This is a genomic window from Rathayibacter sp. AY1C1 (assembly GCF_002932105.1).
Taxonomy (GTDB): domain Bacteria; phylum Actinomycetota; class Actinomycetes; order Actinomycetales; family Microbacteriaceae; genus Rathayibacter.
Genome location: NZ_PSWH01000028.1, coordinates 21,791 through 35,608 on the forward strand (window position 1 = coordinate 21,791; position 13,818 = coordinate 35,608).

A 13,818-nucleotide genomic window follows, 5' to 3' on the forward strand; every position below is an offset into this window, starting at 1 on the left:
CCGACGACGGATAAGCATTCGGAGCCGCTCCCGTCTCCGGATGGCCGCCCGATCCTCACCGCACGCCCGGGGGAAGGGGCCCATCATCACTGCCGTCATCGACGCGACCACCCGTTCCCGATCCGTCCCCCCGGTCGGTCCCGGCCTGATCGTGCACGAGTGGGTCGAGCGCCGCGGAGGCGCCGAGCGCGTGCTCGAGGCGATGACCGAGGCCTTCGCCGACGCCGACGTCCGCGTCCTCTGGAGCGACTGCGCCGAGGTCGTCGGCAGGCCCGTCTCGGAGTCCTGGCTGGCGCGCACGCCGCTGCGCCGCCACAAGGTCCTCGCCCTGCCGGCGATGCTGCCCACGTGGCGGCTCCCGGTCGGCGCCTCCCGCGAGTGGGTGCTGGTCAGCTCGCACCTCTTCGCCCACCACGTCCGCACCAGCGGACCGACCCGCAAGCTCGTCTACGCGCACACCCCGGCCCGCTACATCTGGGAGCCCGACCGCGACGGCCGCGGCAGCAGCCTCGCCGCCCGCACCGCGAGCCTGCTCCTCAAGCCGATCGACCGCCTCCGCGCCGCCGAGGCCTCCTCCATCGCCGTGAACAGCCTCTTCACCGGGCAGCGGGTGCGCGACGCGTGGCACCAGCCGTCGCGGGTCATCTACCCGCCGGTGAACACCGAGCTGCTCTCGACGATCACCGACTGGCGCTCCCCGCTCGACGACGACGAGCTGCGCCTCCTCGACTCGCTCGCCCGGCCGTTCATCCTGGGCGCCTCGCGGTTCGTCCCCTACAAGCGCCTCGAAAAGGTCATGGACGCCGGAGCCCGCACCGGGCTCCCGGTCGTCATCGCCGGGCACGGCCCCTGGGAGGCGCGGCTCCGCGCCTACGCCGAGGAGATCCGGGCCGACGTGACCTTCGTCATCTCGCCCTCCGACCAGCTGATCCGCGCGCTCTACGCGCAGGCGCTCGTGTACGTCTTCCCCGCCGTCGAGGACTTCGGGATCATGCCCGTCGAGGCGATGGCCTGCGGGACGCCGGTCATCGGGACCGACATCGGCGGAGTGCGCGAGAGCGTGTCCCTCGCCGGCGGGGGCGTCATCGCCGACCTCGAGGGCGATCCCGACTGGAGCGACCTGCTGCGGCGTGCGCTCGCGCTCGACGTCGACGCCTTCCGGGCTCGCACCCGGGTCTTCTCGCGCCGGCGCTTCATCGCCGAGATCCAGGACTGGGTCGCCGAGCAGACCGCCTGACGACGGCGCTCCCCGCCGCGGGAGGCCGTCCGTGCGCGCGTCACCGTGCGTGCGGACGACCCTCCCGCGGAGGGATCAGAACAGGCCGCGCGGGGGCTCGATCGAGGCGAGGACGCCGGGAGCGGCGATCACGCTGAGGCGGCCGACCTCCTCCGGGGTCAGCTCGGGCAGGCGCTGCGCGAGGTCGAGGAAGCGCTCGATCTCGGACTCCTCGAGCACGTCGGCGGCGAGCGTGCGGAACTTCGACACGTACTGCTCGCGGCTGAACGGATGCGCGCCCAGCGGATGCGCGTCCGCCACCGCGATCTCGTCGACGATCGTCGTGCCGTCCGTCATCAGGATCTCGACGCGCGCGCCGAACGCCTTCTCGCCCGGATCGGTGGAGTGGTAGCGGCGCGTCCACTCCGCGTCCTCCTGCGTGGTGACCCGGTGCCAGAGCGCGATGGTGTCGGCGCGGGCGGCCCGCTCGGGGGCGTAGCTGTGCACGTGGTGCCAGGCGCCGTCCTGCAGCGCCACCGTGAAGATGTACGGCACGGAGTGGTCCAGCGTCTCGCGGGACGCGGCCGGGTCGTACTTCTGCGGGTCGTTCGCGCCCGAGCCGATCACGAAGTGCGTGTGGTGCGAGGTGTGCAAAACGATCCGCTCGACGCGCTCCGGGTCGGCGGCCTCGGGGTGCGTGCGGTGCAGGCGGCGGGCGAGGTCGATCAGCGCCTGCGCCTGGTACTCGGCCGAGTGCTCCTTCGTGTACGTGTCGAGGATCGCGCGCTTGGCCTCGCCGCGGTCGGGCAGCGGGACGTCGTAGCTCGCGTCGGCGCCGTCGAGCATCCAGGCGATGACGCCGTCCTCGCCCTCGTAGATCGGCGACGGGCTGGTCTCGCCGCGCATCGCCCGGTCGACCGCCTCGATCGCCATCTTGCCCGCGAAGGCCGGCGCGTACGCCTTCCAGCTCGAGATCTCGCCCTTGCGCGACTGCCGCGTGGCGGTCGTCGTGTGCAGGGCCTGCGCGACGGCCTGCTCGATCGTCGCGACGTCGAGGCCGAGCAGCGTGCCGATCCCGGCGGCGGCCGAGGGGCCGAGGTGCGCGACGTGGTCGATCTTGTGCCGGTGCAGGCTGATCGCGCGCACCAGGTCGACCTGGACCTCGTAGCCGGTGACGATGCCGCGGACGAGCTGCGCCCCGCCGATGCCCGCGTGCTGGGCGACGGCGATCAGCGGAGGGATGTTGTCGCCCGGGTGCGAGTACTCGGCCGCCAGGAACGTGTCGTGGTAGTCGAGCTCGCGCACGGCGACCCCGTTGGCCCAGGCCGCCCACTCGGGCGAGACCCGGCGGGCCGGGTCGACGCCGAGGACGACCGAGCCCTGGCCGCCGATGGAGGCGGGGTGCGCGAGAGCCTGCGCGCGGGCGGCGACGACCGGGCGGCGCAGGAGCGACGCGGTGGCGACGGCGGCGTTGTCGATGACCCGGTTGACCACCATCTCGGCGACCTCGTCGTCGATCTCGACCGGATCGGCGGCGACCTCGGCGAGCGCGTGGGCGAGCTGCCCGTGTCGCGGGAGCTCCTCGTCGCTGCGGTGGACGCGGACGTGGTGTTCGTGCACGGGCGGCTCCTTCGTCTCTCCCCCAGGCTATCGCCCGCCTCCGGCCCCGGCCGCGCGGGCAGAATGGGCGGATGTCCTCCCCCACGCGCGTCGCGGCGCTCGACTGCGGCACCAACTCCCTCCGCCTGCTGATCGCCGACGTGGAGGGCGGCCGCCTCCGGGACGTCCAGCGCCGCACCGAGCTCGTGCGGCTGGGCCGCGGGGTCGACCGCACCGGCCGCTTCGACCCGGCCGCGCTCGAGCGGACCCTCGCCGTCACCCGCGAGTACGCGGCCGCCGCGCAGGAGGCCGGCGCCGAGCGCCTCCGCTTCGTCGCCACCTCGGCCACCCGCGACGCCGCCGACCGCGAGGACTTCCTCGCCGCCGTCGAGCGGATCCTCGGCGTCACCCCGGAGACGATCTCCGGCGAGGAGGAGGCGCGGCTCTCCTTCCGCGGCGCGGTCTCGGCCGTCGACTCCGCCCGGCCCGTGCTGGTCGTCGACCTCGGCGGCGGCTCGACCGAGCTCGTGCTCGGCGGAGCGGAGCCGGAGCAGGCGCACTCGATGGACGTCGGCAGCGTCCGCCTGACCGAGCGCCACCGCCGGGCCGCCGCACCGACGGAGGGCGAGCGCGCGGCGATGCGGGCGGACGTGGCCGCCGCGCTGGCCGCCTCCTCCGTCGACCTCTCGCAGGCCCGGAGCGTCGTCGGCGTCGCCGCGACCGTGCTCACGATCACCGCGCACGTCCTCCGTAGCACCGACCGCGCTGCGCTCGAGACGTCCCTCCCCCTCTCCGACGTCCTCGCCGCCTGCGACGAGCTCGCCGCGCTGTCTCCGGAGGGGACGGCGGCCCTCCCCTGGGTGCGCCCGGGGCGCGAGGACGTGCTGGCGGCCGGCGCGCTGGTCTGGGGAGAGGTCCTCCGCGCGGTCCACGAGGCGTCGCCGGGCGTCGACCGGGTCCGCTCGACCGCGCACGACATCCTCGACGGGATCGCGCTCGGCCTCGCCTGACGCCCGCGCGGGTCAGGCGGTGAGGGCGCTCCCGGAGTCGCGCGGGAGCCGGGCGGCGGCGGCGAGCGGCACGAGGGTCAGCACCGCGAGGGCGAGGAAGGCGACGCGGTAGGGGACGAGGCCGGGCCCGATCGCGGTGCCGACGGCGAGCGCCACCGCGCCCGCCGCGACTCCGAGTCCGGCCGCGATCTGCTGCGTGGTGGCGTTGAGGGTGTTCGCGCCCGACATCCCCTCCTGCGGGACCTCGGCGAACGTGACGGTGTTGTACGCCGTGAAGCCCGCCGAGCGGGCCACTCCGCTCAGCACCAGCAGCGCCACCACGAGCGCCACCGGAGTCGCAGGCTCGAGGAACGCCATCGCCGCCATGCACGCCGCCCCGACCGCGCTCGCCGCGACCAGCACCCCGCGGAAGCCGAGGCGCCGCAGCAGCGGAGTCGTGGCCGGCTTGATCGCCAGGTTGCCGGCGAAGAGCGCCAGCACCACGGAGCCGGCCTGCACCGGGCTCCAGCCGAACGCGTCCTGGAACAGCAGCGGGAGCAGGAACGGCACCGCGTTCACGGTCGCCCGGTAGAGCGATCCGCTCGCGTTGGCGACCCGGAAGGTGCGGAAGCGGAAGGCGTCGAGCCGCACGAGCGGATGCTCGGCGCGGCGCAGGTGCCGCACGGCGAGCGCCGTCACGACCGCGCCGACGAGCAGCGGCGCCACCGCCCGCCCGTCCAGCTCGGAGCCGGTGAGGAGCCCCGCCGCTCCGACCAGCGCGCCGAGCCCGACCGCGACGAGCACCAGCCCCGTGACGTCGAGCGGGGTCGGCGCGCTCTCGGAGGTGGCGGGGACGATCCGGCGCGCGATCGCGAACGCGACGACCCCGAGGGGCAGGTTGATCAGGAAGATCCAGTGCCAGGAGGCGACGGTGGTGAGCAGCCCGCCGAGGAACGGCGCGATCACGGGGGCGACCAGTCCCGGCCAGACCAGGATCGCGATGGCGTGGATGATCCCCTCCCGCGGAGTCGCCCGCAGCACCGCGAGCCGGCCGACCGGCACCATCAGCGCGCCGCCGACGCCCTGCAGGACCCGGGCGCCGACCAGAAGCGGCAGCGTGGGGCTGAGCGCGCAGAGCAGGGAGGCGAGGGTGAAGACGGCGATCGCGGTGGTGAAGACGCGGCGCACGCCGAAGCGCTCGCTGAGCCAGCCCGAGGCCGGAATGAGGACGGCGACGGTGAGGAGGAACGCGGTGACGGTGATCGAGACCGCGGCGGAGTCGACGCCCAGGTCGGCGGCGATCGCGGGCGCGGCGGTCGTCACGATCGTGGCGTCGAGGTTCTCCATAAAGAAGCAGCCGGCGACGAGCAGCGCGAGGGAGCGGTGGCGGGGGTCCGTGCTGTCCTCCTCGGCGTGGGGCTGTCGGCGGCGAGCGTAGCGCGGCGACGGCGCGGCCGCCGGGCGGGTACCGTCGCAGCATGAGCGCTGCAGCCGAGACCAGGACGATCCAACTCCGACGCTACGAGCTGATGGACGGGGTGATGGACGACTTCCTCGCCTGGTTCCCCGAGCGGATCGTGCCGGCGCGCGAGGCCCACGGCTTCCGGATCGAGTTCGCCTACGCCGACCGCGAGGTGAACGAGTTCGTCTGGGCGGTCAGCACGGCCGGCGACGCCGACGCGTTCGCCGAGATCGAGCGGGCGTACCTGGCCTCGCCCGAGCGCGACGCCGCCTTCGCGGGCGAGCCGAAGCGCGTCGCGGTGCAGCACGTGCGGCTGGTCGAGCGGATCGTCTGACCCGGGCGGCGTCCGAGCCGAGCGGCGTCCGACCCGGGCGCCGTCGTCTCCGGGGCGCCGCCGACTCCGGGCGCCGTCGGGTCCGGGCGCCGTCGGGTCCGGGCCCGTCAGCTCCGGGCGCGCCGCACGGCCGCGAGGACGCCGCGGACCACGAGCGTCCCGACCGCGATCGACCCGATCGCTCCGGTCAGGCGCGCCCAGACGTGCTTCGGCCGGTCGATCCCGGCGCGGTCGGCGGGCGAGGGGAGCGAGGCGGGCGCGAGCGTGCGGCCCGCGGCTCCCGCCTCGGCCATGTGGGCGAGCCGGCGCACGGCCTCGCGGTTGCGGATCCAGAGGAACGAGTGCATCAGCGGCTTCGGGATGAGCGTGCCCGGGCCCTTCACGGGCGCCTCGTGCATCCGCACCTTCGCGCCGCGCGCGTGCGGCTCGACCTCGACGCGCACCCGGGCCTCGCCGAGCGGCCAGCCGGCGGCCTGGATGACCATCCGGCGCGGCGGGTCCCACTCGAGAACCGTGGTGCGGTCGTCGATCACGAGCGGCCACAGGCCGAAGGAGTGGTGCAGCTGCGAGCCCACGTGCGGGAAGTCGGCGTCGACCTTCCGCATCCGCGACGCGCCGACGACCCAGCTCGGGAACAGCCAGCCGGAGGCGAGCACCGCGAAGACGGACTCGGGCGGGCAGTGGACGACGCGGGTGGTGCGGGACATCGCGGGCTCCTTCGAGTGGTGGTGGGGCGCGTGGCGGCGCCGTCCCTCAGCCTGGCAGGCCGGGGGCGGCGACGGGCGCAGCGCAACGGCGGCGGCTCAGGCCGGCTGCGCCTCCGGCGACAGGTCGGGCGACGCGCGCACCCCGAACTCGTGCCGCAGCGCGCTGCGGGCGGCGTGCCAGCCGGCCATGCCGTGCACGCCCGGCCCGGGCGGGGTGGACGAGGAGCAGAGGTAGAGCCCCTTCGCGGGCGTCCGCCACGGGTCGGTCGTGGGGACCGGGCGCGAGAGCAGCTGCGCGACGCTCGCGGCGCCGGCGGCGATGTCGCCGCCCAGGTAGTTCGGGTTGTAGGCCTGCATGTCGCGGGCGGTCATCGAGGAGGCGCCGATCACGCGGTCGCGGAACCCGGGGGCGAAGCGCTCGATCTGGGCGGTGATCGCCTCCTGCTGGTCGGCGGGCGAGTACCGGGGGACGTGCGTGTACGCCCAGAGGACGTGCTTGCCCTCGGGCGCCCGGGTCGGATCGGCGATCGAGGGCTGCGCCACCAGCACGTAGGGGCTGCGGCTGTGCCGGCCGCGCTTCACGTCGCGCTCGGCGGCCGCGATCTCGGCGCGGCTGCCGCCCACGTGCAACGTGCCTGCGCCGGCGAGCTCCGGGTTCGTCCACGGCACCGGCCCGTCGAGGGCGAAGTCGACCTTGGCCACGCCGTTGCCGTAGCGGAAGCGCTGGAGGGCCGCGGCGTACGCCGGGGGCAGCCGGTCCCCCGCCATCGCGAGCAGCGCCGTCGGCGTGCCGTCGACGAGCACGGCGCGGGCCGGGGGCAGCTCGGAGAGCGAGGTCACCTCGACGCCGGTCTCGATGGTGCCGCCGTGCGCCCGGAGGTCGTCGGCGAGCGCGTCGACGATCGACTGGCTGCCTCCGATCGGCACCGGCCAGCCGCGCGCGTGGGCGTAGGCGCCGAGCGCCAGGGCGGCCGCGGCCGTCGACGGGCTCGGCATCGGGCGGATCGAGTGCGCGGCGACCCCGGAGAACATCGCCGGGGCGACGTCGTCGCGGAAGCGCAGGTTCCACACCGGGGTGCCCTGCTCGAGCACCCGCAGTCCGAAGCGGATCAGCACGCTCGGGTCCGTCGGGATCCGCAGCAGCGCGTCGTTCGTGAAGCCCGCGACGCGGTCGGCCCGCTCGGAGAGAGGTCCCATCAGGGCGCGCCACGCCGCTCCGTCGCGCCCCAGCGCCTCGGCCGTGCGGTCGAGGTCGCGGTAGGCGATGCCCGCGCGGCCGCCGTCGAGCGGATGCGCGTACGAGATCTCGGGGACGACCAGCTCGATGCGCCGGTCGAGCCCGAAGGCGCGGAAGAAGCCGGACGCGAGCGCCATCGGGTGCACCGCCGAGCAGACGTCGTGGTGGAACCCGGGCAGTGTCAGCTCCGCCGTGCGCGCGCCGCCGCCGATCGTCTCGTTGCGCTCGAGCACGGTGACCGAGAGCCCGGCCCGCGCGAGCGTGACCGCGGCGGCGAGGCCGTTGGGCCCCGCCCCGATGACGACGGCGTCGACCACGGTCACTTCCTCCGCAGGGCCGAGACGACGCCCGCGGCGCCGGCGGCGAGGGCCGCGGCGGCCCCCGCGTAGCTCAGGGCGCGGTGGCGGATCATCCAGATCTGGGGCGTCATGGTGTGCGCGCGGTCGCTGAAGAGGCCGCGGGCGCCGTGATCGCCGGGGACCGGCTCGTACACGTTGTTCGGGAGCATCGGCTCCGTCTTGTCGGGGGCCTGCTGACCGTCGAAGGCGCTGCGGGCGAGGTACCAGTCCATGAAGCGCCCGGCGAAGCGGTCGCCGAGGATGGTGCCCGCGGTCGGCTCGCCGACCCAGGTGCGGCGGCGCGGCTTGTCGGCCACGTCGGCGATCGCGATCGCGCCCACCTCGGGCTCGTAGATCGGCGGCACGGGCTGCGGGTGGTGCGGCAGCTGCGACTTCACCCAGTTGAACTGGATGGTGTTGAGCGCCGGCATGTCGACCTCGGACAGGCGCACGCGGCTCTTCGCGTGCAGCAGCTCCGCGGTGACGGCCTCGGTGAAGCCTCGGGCGCCGAACTTGGAGGCGCAGTACGCGGCCTGCAGCGGGATGCCCCGGTGCGCGAGGGCGGAGCCGACCTGGATGACGTGCCCGCGGTCGCGCGGGGTCATCCGGGAGAGGGCTGCGCGGGTGCCGTTGACGAAGCCGAAGAAGTTGACGCCCACGGCGCGCTCGAAGTCGGCGGGCTCGGTCGAGAGGAACTCGCCGAAGACGCCGACCATCGCGTCGTTGACCCACAGCTCGATCGGGCCGAGCTCGGCCTCGACCCGGTCGGCCGCCGACTCGACGGCCTCGCGGTCGGCCACGTCGGTCGGGATGCCCAGCCCGCGCCGGCCCTTCTGCTCGATCTCGGCGACCGTGGCCGCCAGTCCGTCCTCGCCGCGCGCCAGCACGGCGACGTCCCAGCCGCGGGAGGCGAGCTCGCGGACCGTGGCGCGTCCGAGCCCGGCCGTGCCGCCCGTGACGACGGCGACTCCGCGGCTCATGCGCGGGCCTCGCGGGAGGAGGTCTCGAGGCGGGGGTGCTGCGTCATGGTGCGGGCTCCTTCGTGAGGGCGCGGTGTGCGTCGGGAGTCCCACGCTAGGCGGGAGCGGCGGCGCGGCGCGCGGGGTTGCGCCCGATCGGTGGAGAGCTCGGTGGATCCGCGCCCGGGGAGGAGAATCGCTCCCGACAGCTCCCGGCTCTCCTCCAGAGACCGCCGCCAGACTGACGCCCGCCCGAGCACCCTCCGACCGGATCGACGCATGACCTCTCTCCTCGACCTGAGCCTCGTCTCCGGCCCCCTCGTCGTCGCCGTCTACGTGCTCGCGATCGGAGCGCTCCTCCTCCTGCTCGCCGCCCACGTCCGCGCTCCCCGCCGCGGGCGCTCCCGGCGCGGCGGGATCGCCGTCGCGGTCCTCCTCCTGGGCCTGATCGGCGGCGCCGCCCTGGCCGCCCTCGTCGACGGGCCCGACGGCCCGTTCGGCGTCGACTTCACGCCGGTCACCCGGGTCGCGATCGGCCTCGGGATCGGCGGGCTGGGCGTCGCCCTGGTCGTCCTCGGGCACGCGATCGCCCGCCGCCGCGCGCGGGGGGTTCTCGCATCGCTCGCGGCCGGAGTGCTCGTCGTCGCGGCGGCCGCGATGACCGTCAACATCGACTTCGGCCAGTACCCCACGGTGCGCAGCGCGCTCGGGATCAGCGCGTACTCCGACTCCTCCGTGCCGGTCGCCGCCGCGGACGGACCGCACTCGGACCTCGCGACCTGGACGGCCCCGGCCGGGATGCCCGCCGTCGGCTCGGTCTCGACGGTCGCCATCCCCGCCACCGCGTCGGGCTTCCCGGCCCGCGACGCGGTGGTCTACCTCCCGCCCGCGGCCCTCACCGCGGCACCGCCGCTGCTGCCGGTGATGATCATGCTCTCGGGGCAGCCGGGGTCGCCCTCCGATCCGCTCTCGACCGAGAAGTTCCAGCAGACCCTCGACGCCTACGCCGCCGCTCACGCCGGCCTCGCGCCGATCGTCGTGTCGCCCGACCAGCTGGGCGATCCGGACAGGAACCCGATGTGCGTCGACTCGCCGCTCGGGAAGTCCGCCACCTACCTCACCGTCGACGTCCCGAACTGGATCCGCGCCAACCTGCCGGTGCTCGGCGACGCGCAGCACTGGGCGATCGGCGGCCTCTCGCAGGGCGGGACCTGCTCGATCCAGCTCGGCGCCGGCCACCCGTCGCTCTTCGGCAACATCGTCGACGCCTCGGGCGAGCTCGCGCCGACCCTCGGCAGCGAGGCGGCGACGGTCGCGCAGGGGTTCGGCGGCGACCAGGCCGCCTACGAGACCGCGAAGCCGGTGAACGTCCTCGCGGCGAACGCCCCCTACACCGGCACCGTCGCGATCTTCGGAGTCGGCGCCGAGGACACCTCGTTCCTCCCCGGAGCGAAGACCGTCTACGCCGCGGCCGTCGCCGCCGGCATGAGCGCCACCTACCTCGAGGTGCCGGACAGCGCCCACGACGTCACGGCGTGGTCGGCGACCTTCGACAAGGGCCTCGAGATCCTCGCCGACCGCTGGAAGCTCGTCCCCGCCTCCTGAGCGGCTCCGGGCCTCAGGCGCTCTCGACCAGCCGGACCGCCGCCTCGATCCCGCCGCTCCACGGCGCTCCGTGGCCCGGGACCACCCAGCGCGCCCCGGTGGGCAGGAGCGCCCGGAGCGACGCGAGCGCCTGCTCCGGCTCGTCGGTGAAGGGCGCGGGCTGCGGACCCGTGCGGCCGGTGAGCACGTGGCGGGTGGTCAGCCCGTCGCCGACGAAGACCGCGTCGGCCGGCGGCACGTGCACGGCGATGCTCCCCGGGGAGTGACCCGGGAGCGCGATCACGCGGGGAGCGCCCGGCAGGTCGAGCGTCTGCCCGTCGTGCACTTCGACGACCTCGGTGAGCGGCGGGACCTTCGCGATGCCCTTCCGCAGCGCGTAGGCCGCGAAGCCGAGGAGCGGCAGGACGCGCAGCCGCGGTGTCGCGGTCCTCGGCTTCGCCCCGCCCTTCGCCCGCTCGGCGTCGGCGGCGTGCACGTGGACCGGCACGCCGTGGTCGCGGCGCAGGCGCTCGGCGAAGCCCACGTGGTCGGAGTCGCCGTGGGTCAGCACGACGCCGCGCACGTCGTCGAGGGTGCGGCCCATTGCGCGCAGCTCGGCCAGGAGCTCCGGCCAGAGACCGGCCGGCCGCGTTCCTCCTCGTGACGGCCCCCGCTCCCGGCATGCCCGTCGCCGCCCAGGAGTACCGCGACGCGGCGAGCGCCCGCCTCCTGGACCTCGCCGCGCAGCTGGCGGGCGAGGAGGACGCCCTCGAGGCGGCGCGCATGCTGACCGCCTGGGCGACGGGGTTCATTGGGATGGAGATCACCGGCGCCTTCACCCTCGGCGGCGACGTGGAGAGCGCCTGGCGCTTCGGGCTGGGGCGGATCGTCTCCGCGCTCGCTCCGGCCGCGTCGCGCTGAGCGCCGCCGCTCAGGCCCGGCGGAGCGCCGCCTCGTCCTCGAGGAACCGCGGACGGCACGCGACGATCCCGCTGACCAGCAGCACCGCCACTCCGGCGAACAGCAGCGCGTACGCGCCGCTCCAGTCCCCCTGCGCCTCGTAGAGCACGCCGATCAGCAGCGGGCCGAGGCAGGCGAGCCCGTAGCCGAGCCCCTGCGTGGCGCCGGAGAGGGTCGAGGAGCCGGTGGTCGTCCGCGTCCGCGCGTTCACGAGCGTCAGCGTCATCGGGAACGTGCTGACGCCGAGCCCGAGGCAGACCACCCACGCCACGGCTCCCTCCAGCGGAGCGACGACGAGGCCGGCGTATCCGACGGCGAGCAGCGCGCAGCACACCACCACGACCACGACCGGGTTGCGCATCCCCAGCGTCAGCGGCGGCACCACGAAGGCGGCGGCGAGGCCGAACACCGAGAACAGCGCCAGCAGCGCACCGCCCTGCGCCGGATCCGCGCCCGCGTCGACGAGGATCGTCGGCAGCCAGGTGATGATCCCGTAGGTGGGCAGACCGGTCATCCCGAGCATCAGCACCATCGCCCAGAGCAGCGGCGTGCGCCAGGCCCCGTCCACGCGGCCGCCGGCGGCGGCCGGAGCCGCCCCGCCTCCTCCGCGGGCCGCGAGCGCCGCCCAGAGCAGGCAGGCCGCGGCCGTCATCACGGCCCAGATCCCGATCGCCCAGCGCCACCCCGCCGTCGAGGCCAGCGGCACCGCGACCAGCGGAGCGACGAACTGGCCCACCTGCAGCAGCGCCAGGTAGAGCGAGCTGACCGTCTTGATCCGCTCGGCGAAGTACCGCTTCACGATCGGCACGATGAGCACGTTCGTGGTGCCCACGCCCGCGAAGGCGACGACGGTCGAGAGCACCAGAGCGACCGGGCTCGGGCTGAGCGCGCGGAGGGCGATGCCCAGTGTGGTCACCAGCGTCGCGATCGCGAGCGTGCGCTCCAGGCCGATCCGGCGCGAGACGGCCGCGGCGACGAAGCCGAAGACGGCGAAGGAGGCGGTGACGATCGTCCCCAGCGCCCCGTAGAGCGAGGGCCCGAAGCCGAGATCGGCGCCGATCGTGTCGAGCAGCGGGCTGAAGCCGGTGACGGCGGTGCGGAGGTTCAGCGCGGTGATCGCGATGGCGGCGAGGGCCAGGAGGGCGGTGGCGCGGAGCGTCGGTGCTGCGGTCATGGAGTCCCCGAGAGATAGGATGATGGGATGAATCCTGGCGAGTCTAGCCCCGCGGCGCCGTTCCAGCGCGAGAGCGTGATCGACCACGTCACGGCGCTGTTCCACGAGGAGATCCGCTCCGGCCGCTGGGCCGTCGGCGAGCGGATCCCGGTGGAGGCCGAGCTCGCCCGCTGGACCGGCGCCGGACGCAACTCCGTCCGCGAGGCCGTCCAGGCCCTCGTGCAGGCGGGCCTCGTGCGGCGGGAGCAGGGGCGCGGCACGTTCGTCACCGCGCGCTCGCAGCTCGCCGAGTCGCTGCGCCGCCGCATCCCGAGCGCCGCCCGCCGGGAGGGCCTCGAGCTGCGGTTCGCGATCGACGGGGCGACGGCCGCGCTGGCGGCCGAGCGCCGCACCGGGGAGGACGTCGCCGCCCTCCGCGCCCTGCTGGCCCGCCGGGCCCGCTCGTGGGAGGCGCCGGAGCTCGCCGAGCGGATCGCCGCGGACACCGCGCTGCACCGGGCCGTCGTCGTCGCGACCCACAACGACCTGTTCGTCGAGCTCTACGACGGCCTCACCGGCATGTTCGAGTCGGTGCTGGAGGAGGACGTCGTCGGCGAGGAGGACGTGCACGCCCGCCAGCACGCCGAGCTGGTCGAGGCGATCGCCGCGGGTGACGCCGAGGGGGCGCGGCGCCGGATCGAGGAGCTGCTCGCGCCGCTGCTGGCCGAGGCGCAGCACGACGTCTGAAGGGAATCCTCCGCGGCCGGCGGCGGACGGCACGCGCTCGAGGCCGGTTCCGTGCCGCCCGCCGAGAGGGATCAGCCCCGCGGACGACGGGTCGACCAGAGCGCCCACGCCACCAGTAGCGGCTGGAACGCGAGGCGCACGGCGCGCTTGCGGTCGGTGTCGAGGCCGAAGGCGCTCGTCCGCGTCACCCACTGCGAGACGTTGCCCGGGAAGATCGCGGTGAAGAAGGCGGCGGCCACGGCTCCGACCAGCGGCGCCCGTCGGCGCGCGAGCACCAGCGAGGCGCCCAGGCCGATCTCGACCACGCCCGAGGCGAGCACGACCGCGTCCTTGTCCAGCGGCACCCACTCGGGCACCTGCGCCTGGAACTCCTCCCGCTTGCGGGTGAGGTGGCTCACCCCCGCGAAGAGGAGGGCGGAGCCGAGGAGCACCTTGGCGCCGGTGCGGAGGAGGGACGGGGAGGAGGATGTCATGCGCTCCATCGTTCCCGATGCGGGCCGCCGCCGCCGCCGTGGCGCGGCCACTGCGCACGA

The 13,818-nt window shown here is 75.1% G+C and carries 14 protein-coding genes; 6 read left to right on the forward strand and 8 right to left on the reverse strand.

The window, feature by feature from the left end:
- The first annotated feature begins 40 nt into the window (after positions 1-40).
- On the forward strand, positions 41-1,237 hold the full coding sequence (locus C5C71_RS12925; protein ID WP_104224527.1) for a glycosyltransferase: 1,197 nt from the start codon (positions 41-43) through the stop codon (positions 1,235-1,237).
- A gap of 75 nt (positions 1,238-1,312) precedes the next feature.
- Here C5C71_RS12925 and C5C71_RS12930 read toward each other — a convergent pair whose 3' ends face one another.
- Complete coding sequence (locus C5C71_RS12930; RefSeq protein ID WP_104251037.1) at positions 1,313-2,836, reverse strand: MmgE/PrpD family protein; 1,524 nt, start codon at positions 2,834-2,836, stop codon at positions 1,313-1,315.
- A gap of 71 nt (positions 2,837-2,907) precedes the next feature.
- Between C5C71_RS12930 and C5C71_RS12935 the strand changes: the two genes are divergently transcribed.
- Positions 2,908-3,825: an exopolyphosphatase gene (locus C5C71_RS12935; RefSeq protein ID WP_104324645.1), complete on the forward strand. Its 918-nt coding sequence runs from the start codon at positions 2,908-2,910 to the stop codon at positions 3,823-3,825.
- A 12-nt stretch (positions 3,826-3,837) separates the two neighbouring features.
- On the opposite strand, the gene C5C71_RS12940 is transcribed toward C5C71_RS12935, so the two are convergent.
- Positions 3,838-5,151, reverse strand: a complete 1,314-nt coding sequence (locus C5C71_RS12940) for an MFS transporter (RefSeq protein WP_104337836.1) — start codon at positions 5,149-5,151, stop codon at positions 3,838-3,840.
- A 131-nt stretch (positions 5,152-5,282) separates the two neighbouring features.
- Here C5C71_RS12940 and C5C71_RS12945 point away from each other — a divergent pair, with 131 nt between their 5' ends.
- Entirely contained in the window at positions 5,283-5,600 is a 318-nt protein-coding gene (locus tag C5C71_RS12945; protein WP_104337837.1) for an NIPSNAP family protein, read from the forward strand.
- Positions 5,601-5,707: 107 nt separating this feature from the next.
- Here C5C71_RS12945 and C5C71_RS12950 read toward each other — a convergent pair whose 3' ends face one another.
- From C5C71_RS12950 to C5C71_RS12960, 3 genes are all read right to left on the reverse strand, one after another.
- A complete protein-coding gene (locus C5C71_RS12950) occupies positions 5,708-6,307 on the reverse strand; it encodes an SRPBCC domain-containing protein (protein WP_104224532.1) in 600 nt (199 codons plus the stop codon).
- 96 nt (positions 6,308-6,403) lie between these two features.
- Positions 6,404-7,861: a phytoene desaturase family protein gene (locus C5C71_RS12955; RefSeq protein WP_374954294.1), complete on the reverse strand. Its 1,458-nt coding sequence runs from the start codon at positions 7,859-7,861 to the stop codon at positions 6,404-6,406.
- A 2-nt stretch (positions 7,862-7,863) separates the two neighbouring features.
- A complete protein-coding gene (locus C5C71_RS12960) occupies positions 7,864-8,862 on the reverse strand; it encodes an SDR family oxidoreductase (protein WP_104233564.1) in 999 nt (332 codons plus the stop codon).
- Positions 8,863-9,120: 258 nt separating this feature from the next.
- Between C5C71_RS12960 and C5C71_RS12965 the strand changes: the two genes are divergently transcribed.
- Positions 9,121-10,446, forward strand: coding sequence for an esterase family protein (locus C5C71_RS12965; RefSeq protein WP_104315537.1), 1,326 nt, complete (start codon positions 9,121-9,123; stop codon positions 10,444-10,446).
- A gap of 13 nt (positions 10,447-10,459) precedes the next feature.
- Here the strand turns inward: C5C71_RS12965 and C5C71_RS12970 are convergent, their stop codons facing one another.
- The gene (locus tag C5C71_RS12970) at positions 10,460-11,047 is read right to left on the reverse strand and encodes an MBL fold metallo-hydrolase (protein WP_258068730.1); all 588 of its coding nucleotides are present in this window, start codon (positions 11,045-11,047) and stop codon (positions 10,460-10,462) included.
- Between the two features lie 59 nt (positions 11,048-11,106).
- On the opposite strand from C5C71_RS12970, the gene C5C71_RS12975 reads away from it, so the two are divergent.
- On the forward strand, positions 11,107-11,346 hold the full coding sequence (locus C5C71_RS12975; RefSeq protein ID WP_146084466.1) for a TetR-like C-terminal domain-containing protein: 240 nt from the start codon (positions 11,107-11,109) through the stop codon (positions 11,344-11,346).
- A 10-nt stretch (positions 11,347-11,356) separates the two neighbouring features.
- On the opposite strand, the gene C5C71_RS12980 is transcribed toward C5C71_RS12975, so the two are convergent.
- Positions 11,357-12,559 carry an MFS transporter gene (locus C5C71_RS12980; RefSeq protein WP_104337841.1) on the reverse strand — a complete coding sequence of 401 codons (1,203 nt, stop codon included), beginning with the start codon at positions 12,557-12,559 and terminating at the stop codon, positions 11,357-11,359.
- 27 nt (positions 12,560-12,586) lie between these two features.
- Between C5C71_RS12980 and C5C71_RS12985 the strand changes: the two genes are divergently transcribed.
- Positions 12,587-13,285 (forward strand): FadR/GntR family transcriptional regulator, encoded by a 699-nt coding sequence (locus tag C5C71_RS12985; protein ID WP_104269546.1) that lies wholly within the window; start codon positions 12,587-12,589, stop codon positions 13,283-13,285.
- A 71-nt stretch (positions 13,286-13,356) separates the two neighbouring features.
- Here the strand turns inward: C5C71_RS12985 and C5C71_RS12990 are convergent, their stop codons facing one another.
- Complete coding sequence (locus C5C71_RS12990) at positions 13,357-13,758, reverse strand: hypothetical protein (RefSeq protein WP_104283069.1); 402 nt, start codon at positions 13,756-13,758, stop codon at positions 13,357-13,359.
- Between the last annotated feature and the right edge of the window lie 60 nt (positions 13,759-13,818).

Excerpts from the sequence above, each read along its gene's own strand:
- C5C71_RS12950 (WP_104224532.1), bottom strand. The coding sequence starts at position 6,307 with ATGTCCCGCACCACCCGCGTCGTCCACTGCCCGCCCGAGTCCGTCTTC.
- C5C71_RS12925 (WP_104224527.1), top strand. The coding sequence starts at position 41 with ATGGCCGCCCGATCCTCACCGCACGCCCGGGGGAAGGGGCCCATCATC.
- C5C71_RS12960 (WP_104233564.1), bottom strand. The coding sequence starts at position 8,862 with ATGAGCCGCGGAGTCGCCGTCGTCACGGGCGGCACGGCCGGGCTCGGA.
- C5C71_RS12940 (WP_104337836.1), bottom strand. The coding sequence starts at position 5,151 with ATGGAGAACCTCGACGCCACGATCGTGACGACCGCCGCGCCCGCGATC.
- C5C71_RS12935 (WP_104324645.1), top strand. The coding sequence starts at position 2,908 with ATGTCCTCCCCCACGCGCGTCGCGGCGCTCGACTGCGGCACCAACTCC.
- C5C71_RS12990 (WP_104283069.1), bottom strand. The coding sequence starts at position 13,758 with ATGACATCCTCCTCCCCGTCCCTCCTCCGCACCGGCGCCAAGGTGCTC.
- C5C71_RS12965 (WP_104315537.1), top strand. The coding sequence starts at position 9,121 with ATGACCTCTCTCCTCGACCTGAGCCTCGTCTCCGGCCCCCTCGTCGTC.
- C5C71_RS12945 (WP_104337837.1), top strand. The coding sequence starts at position 5,283 with ATGAGCGCTGCAGCCGAGACCAGGACGATCCAACTCCGACGCTACGAG.
- C5C71_RS12980 (WP_104337841.1), bottom strand. The coding sequence starts at position 12,559 with ATGACCGCAGCACCGACGCTCCGCGCCACCGCCCTCCTGGCCCTCGCC.
- C5C71_RS12985 (WP_104269546.1), top strand. The coding sequence starts at position 12,587 with ATGAATCCTGGCGAGTCTAGCCCCGCGGCGCCGTTCCAGCGCGAGAGC.
- C5C71_RS12975 (WP_146084466.1), top strand. The coding sequence starts at position 11,107 with ATGCCCGTCGCCGCCCAGGAGTACCGCGACGCGGCGAGCGCCCGCCTC.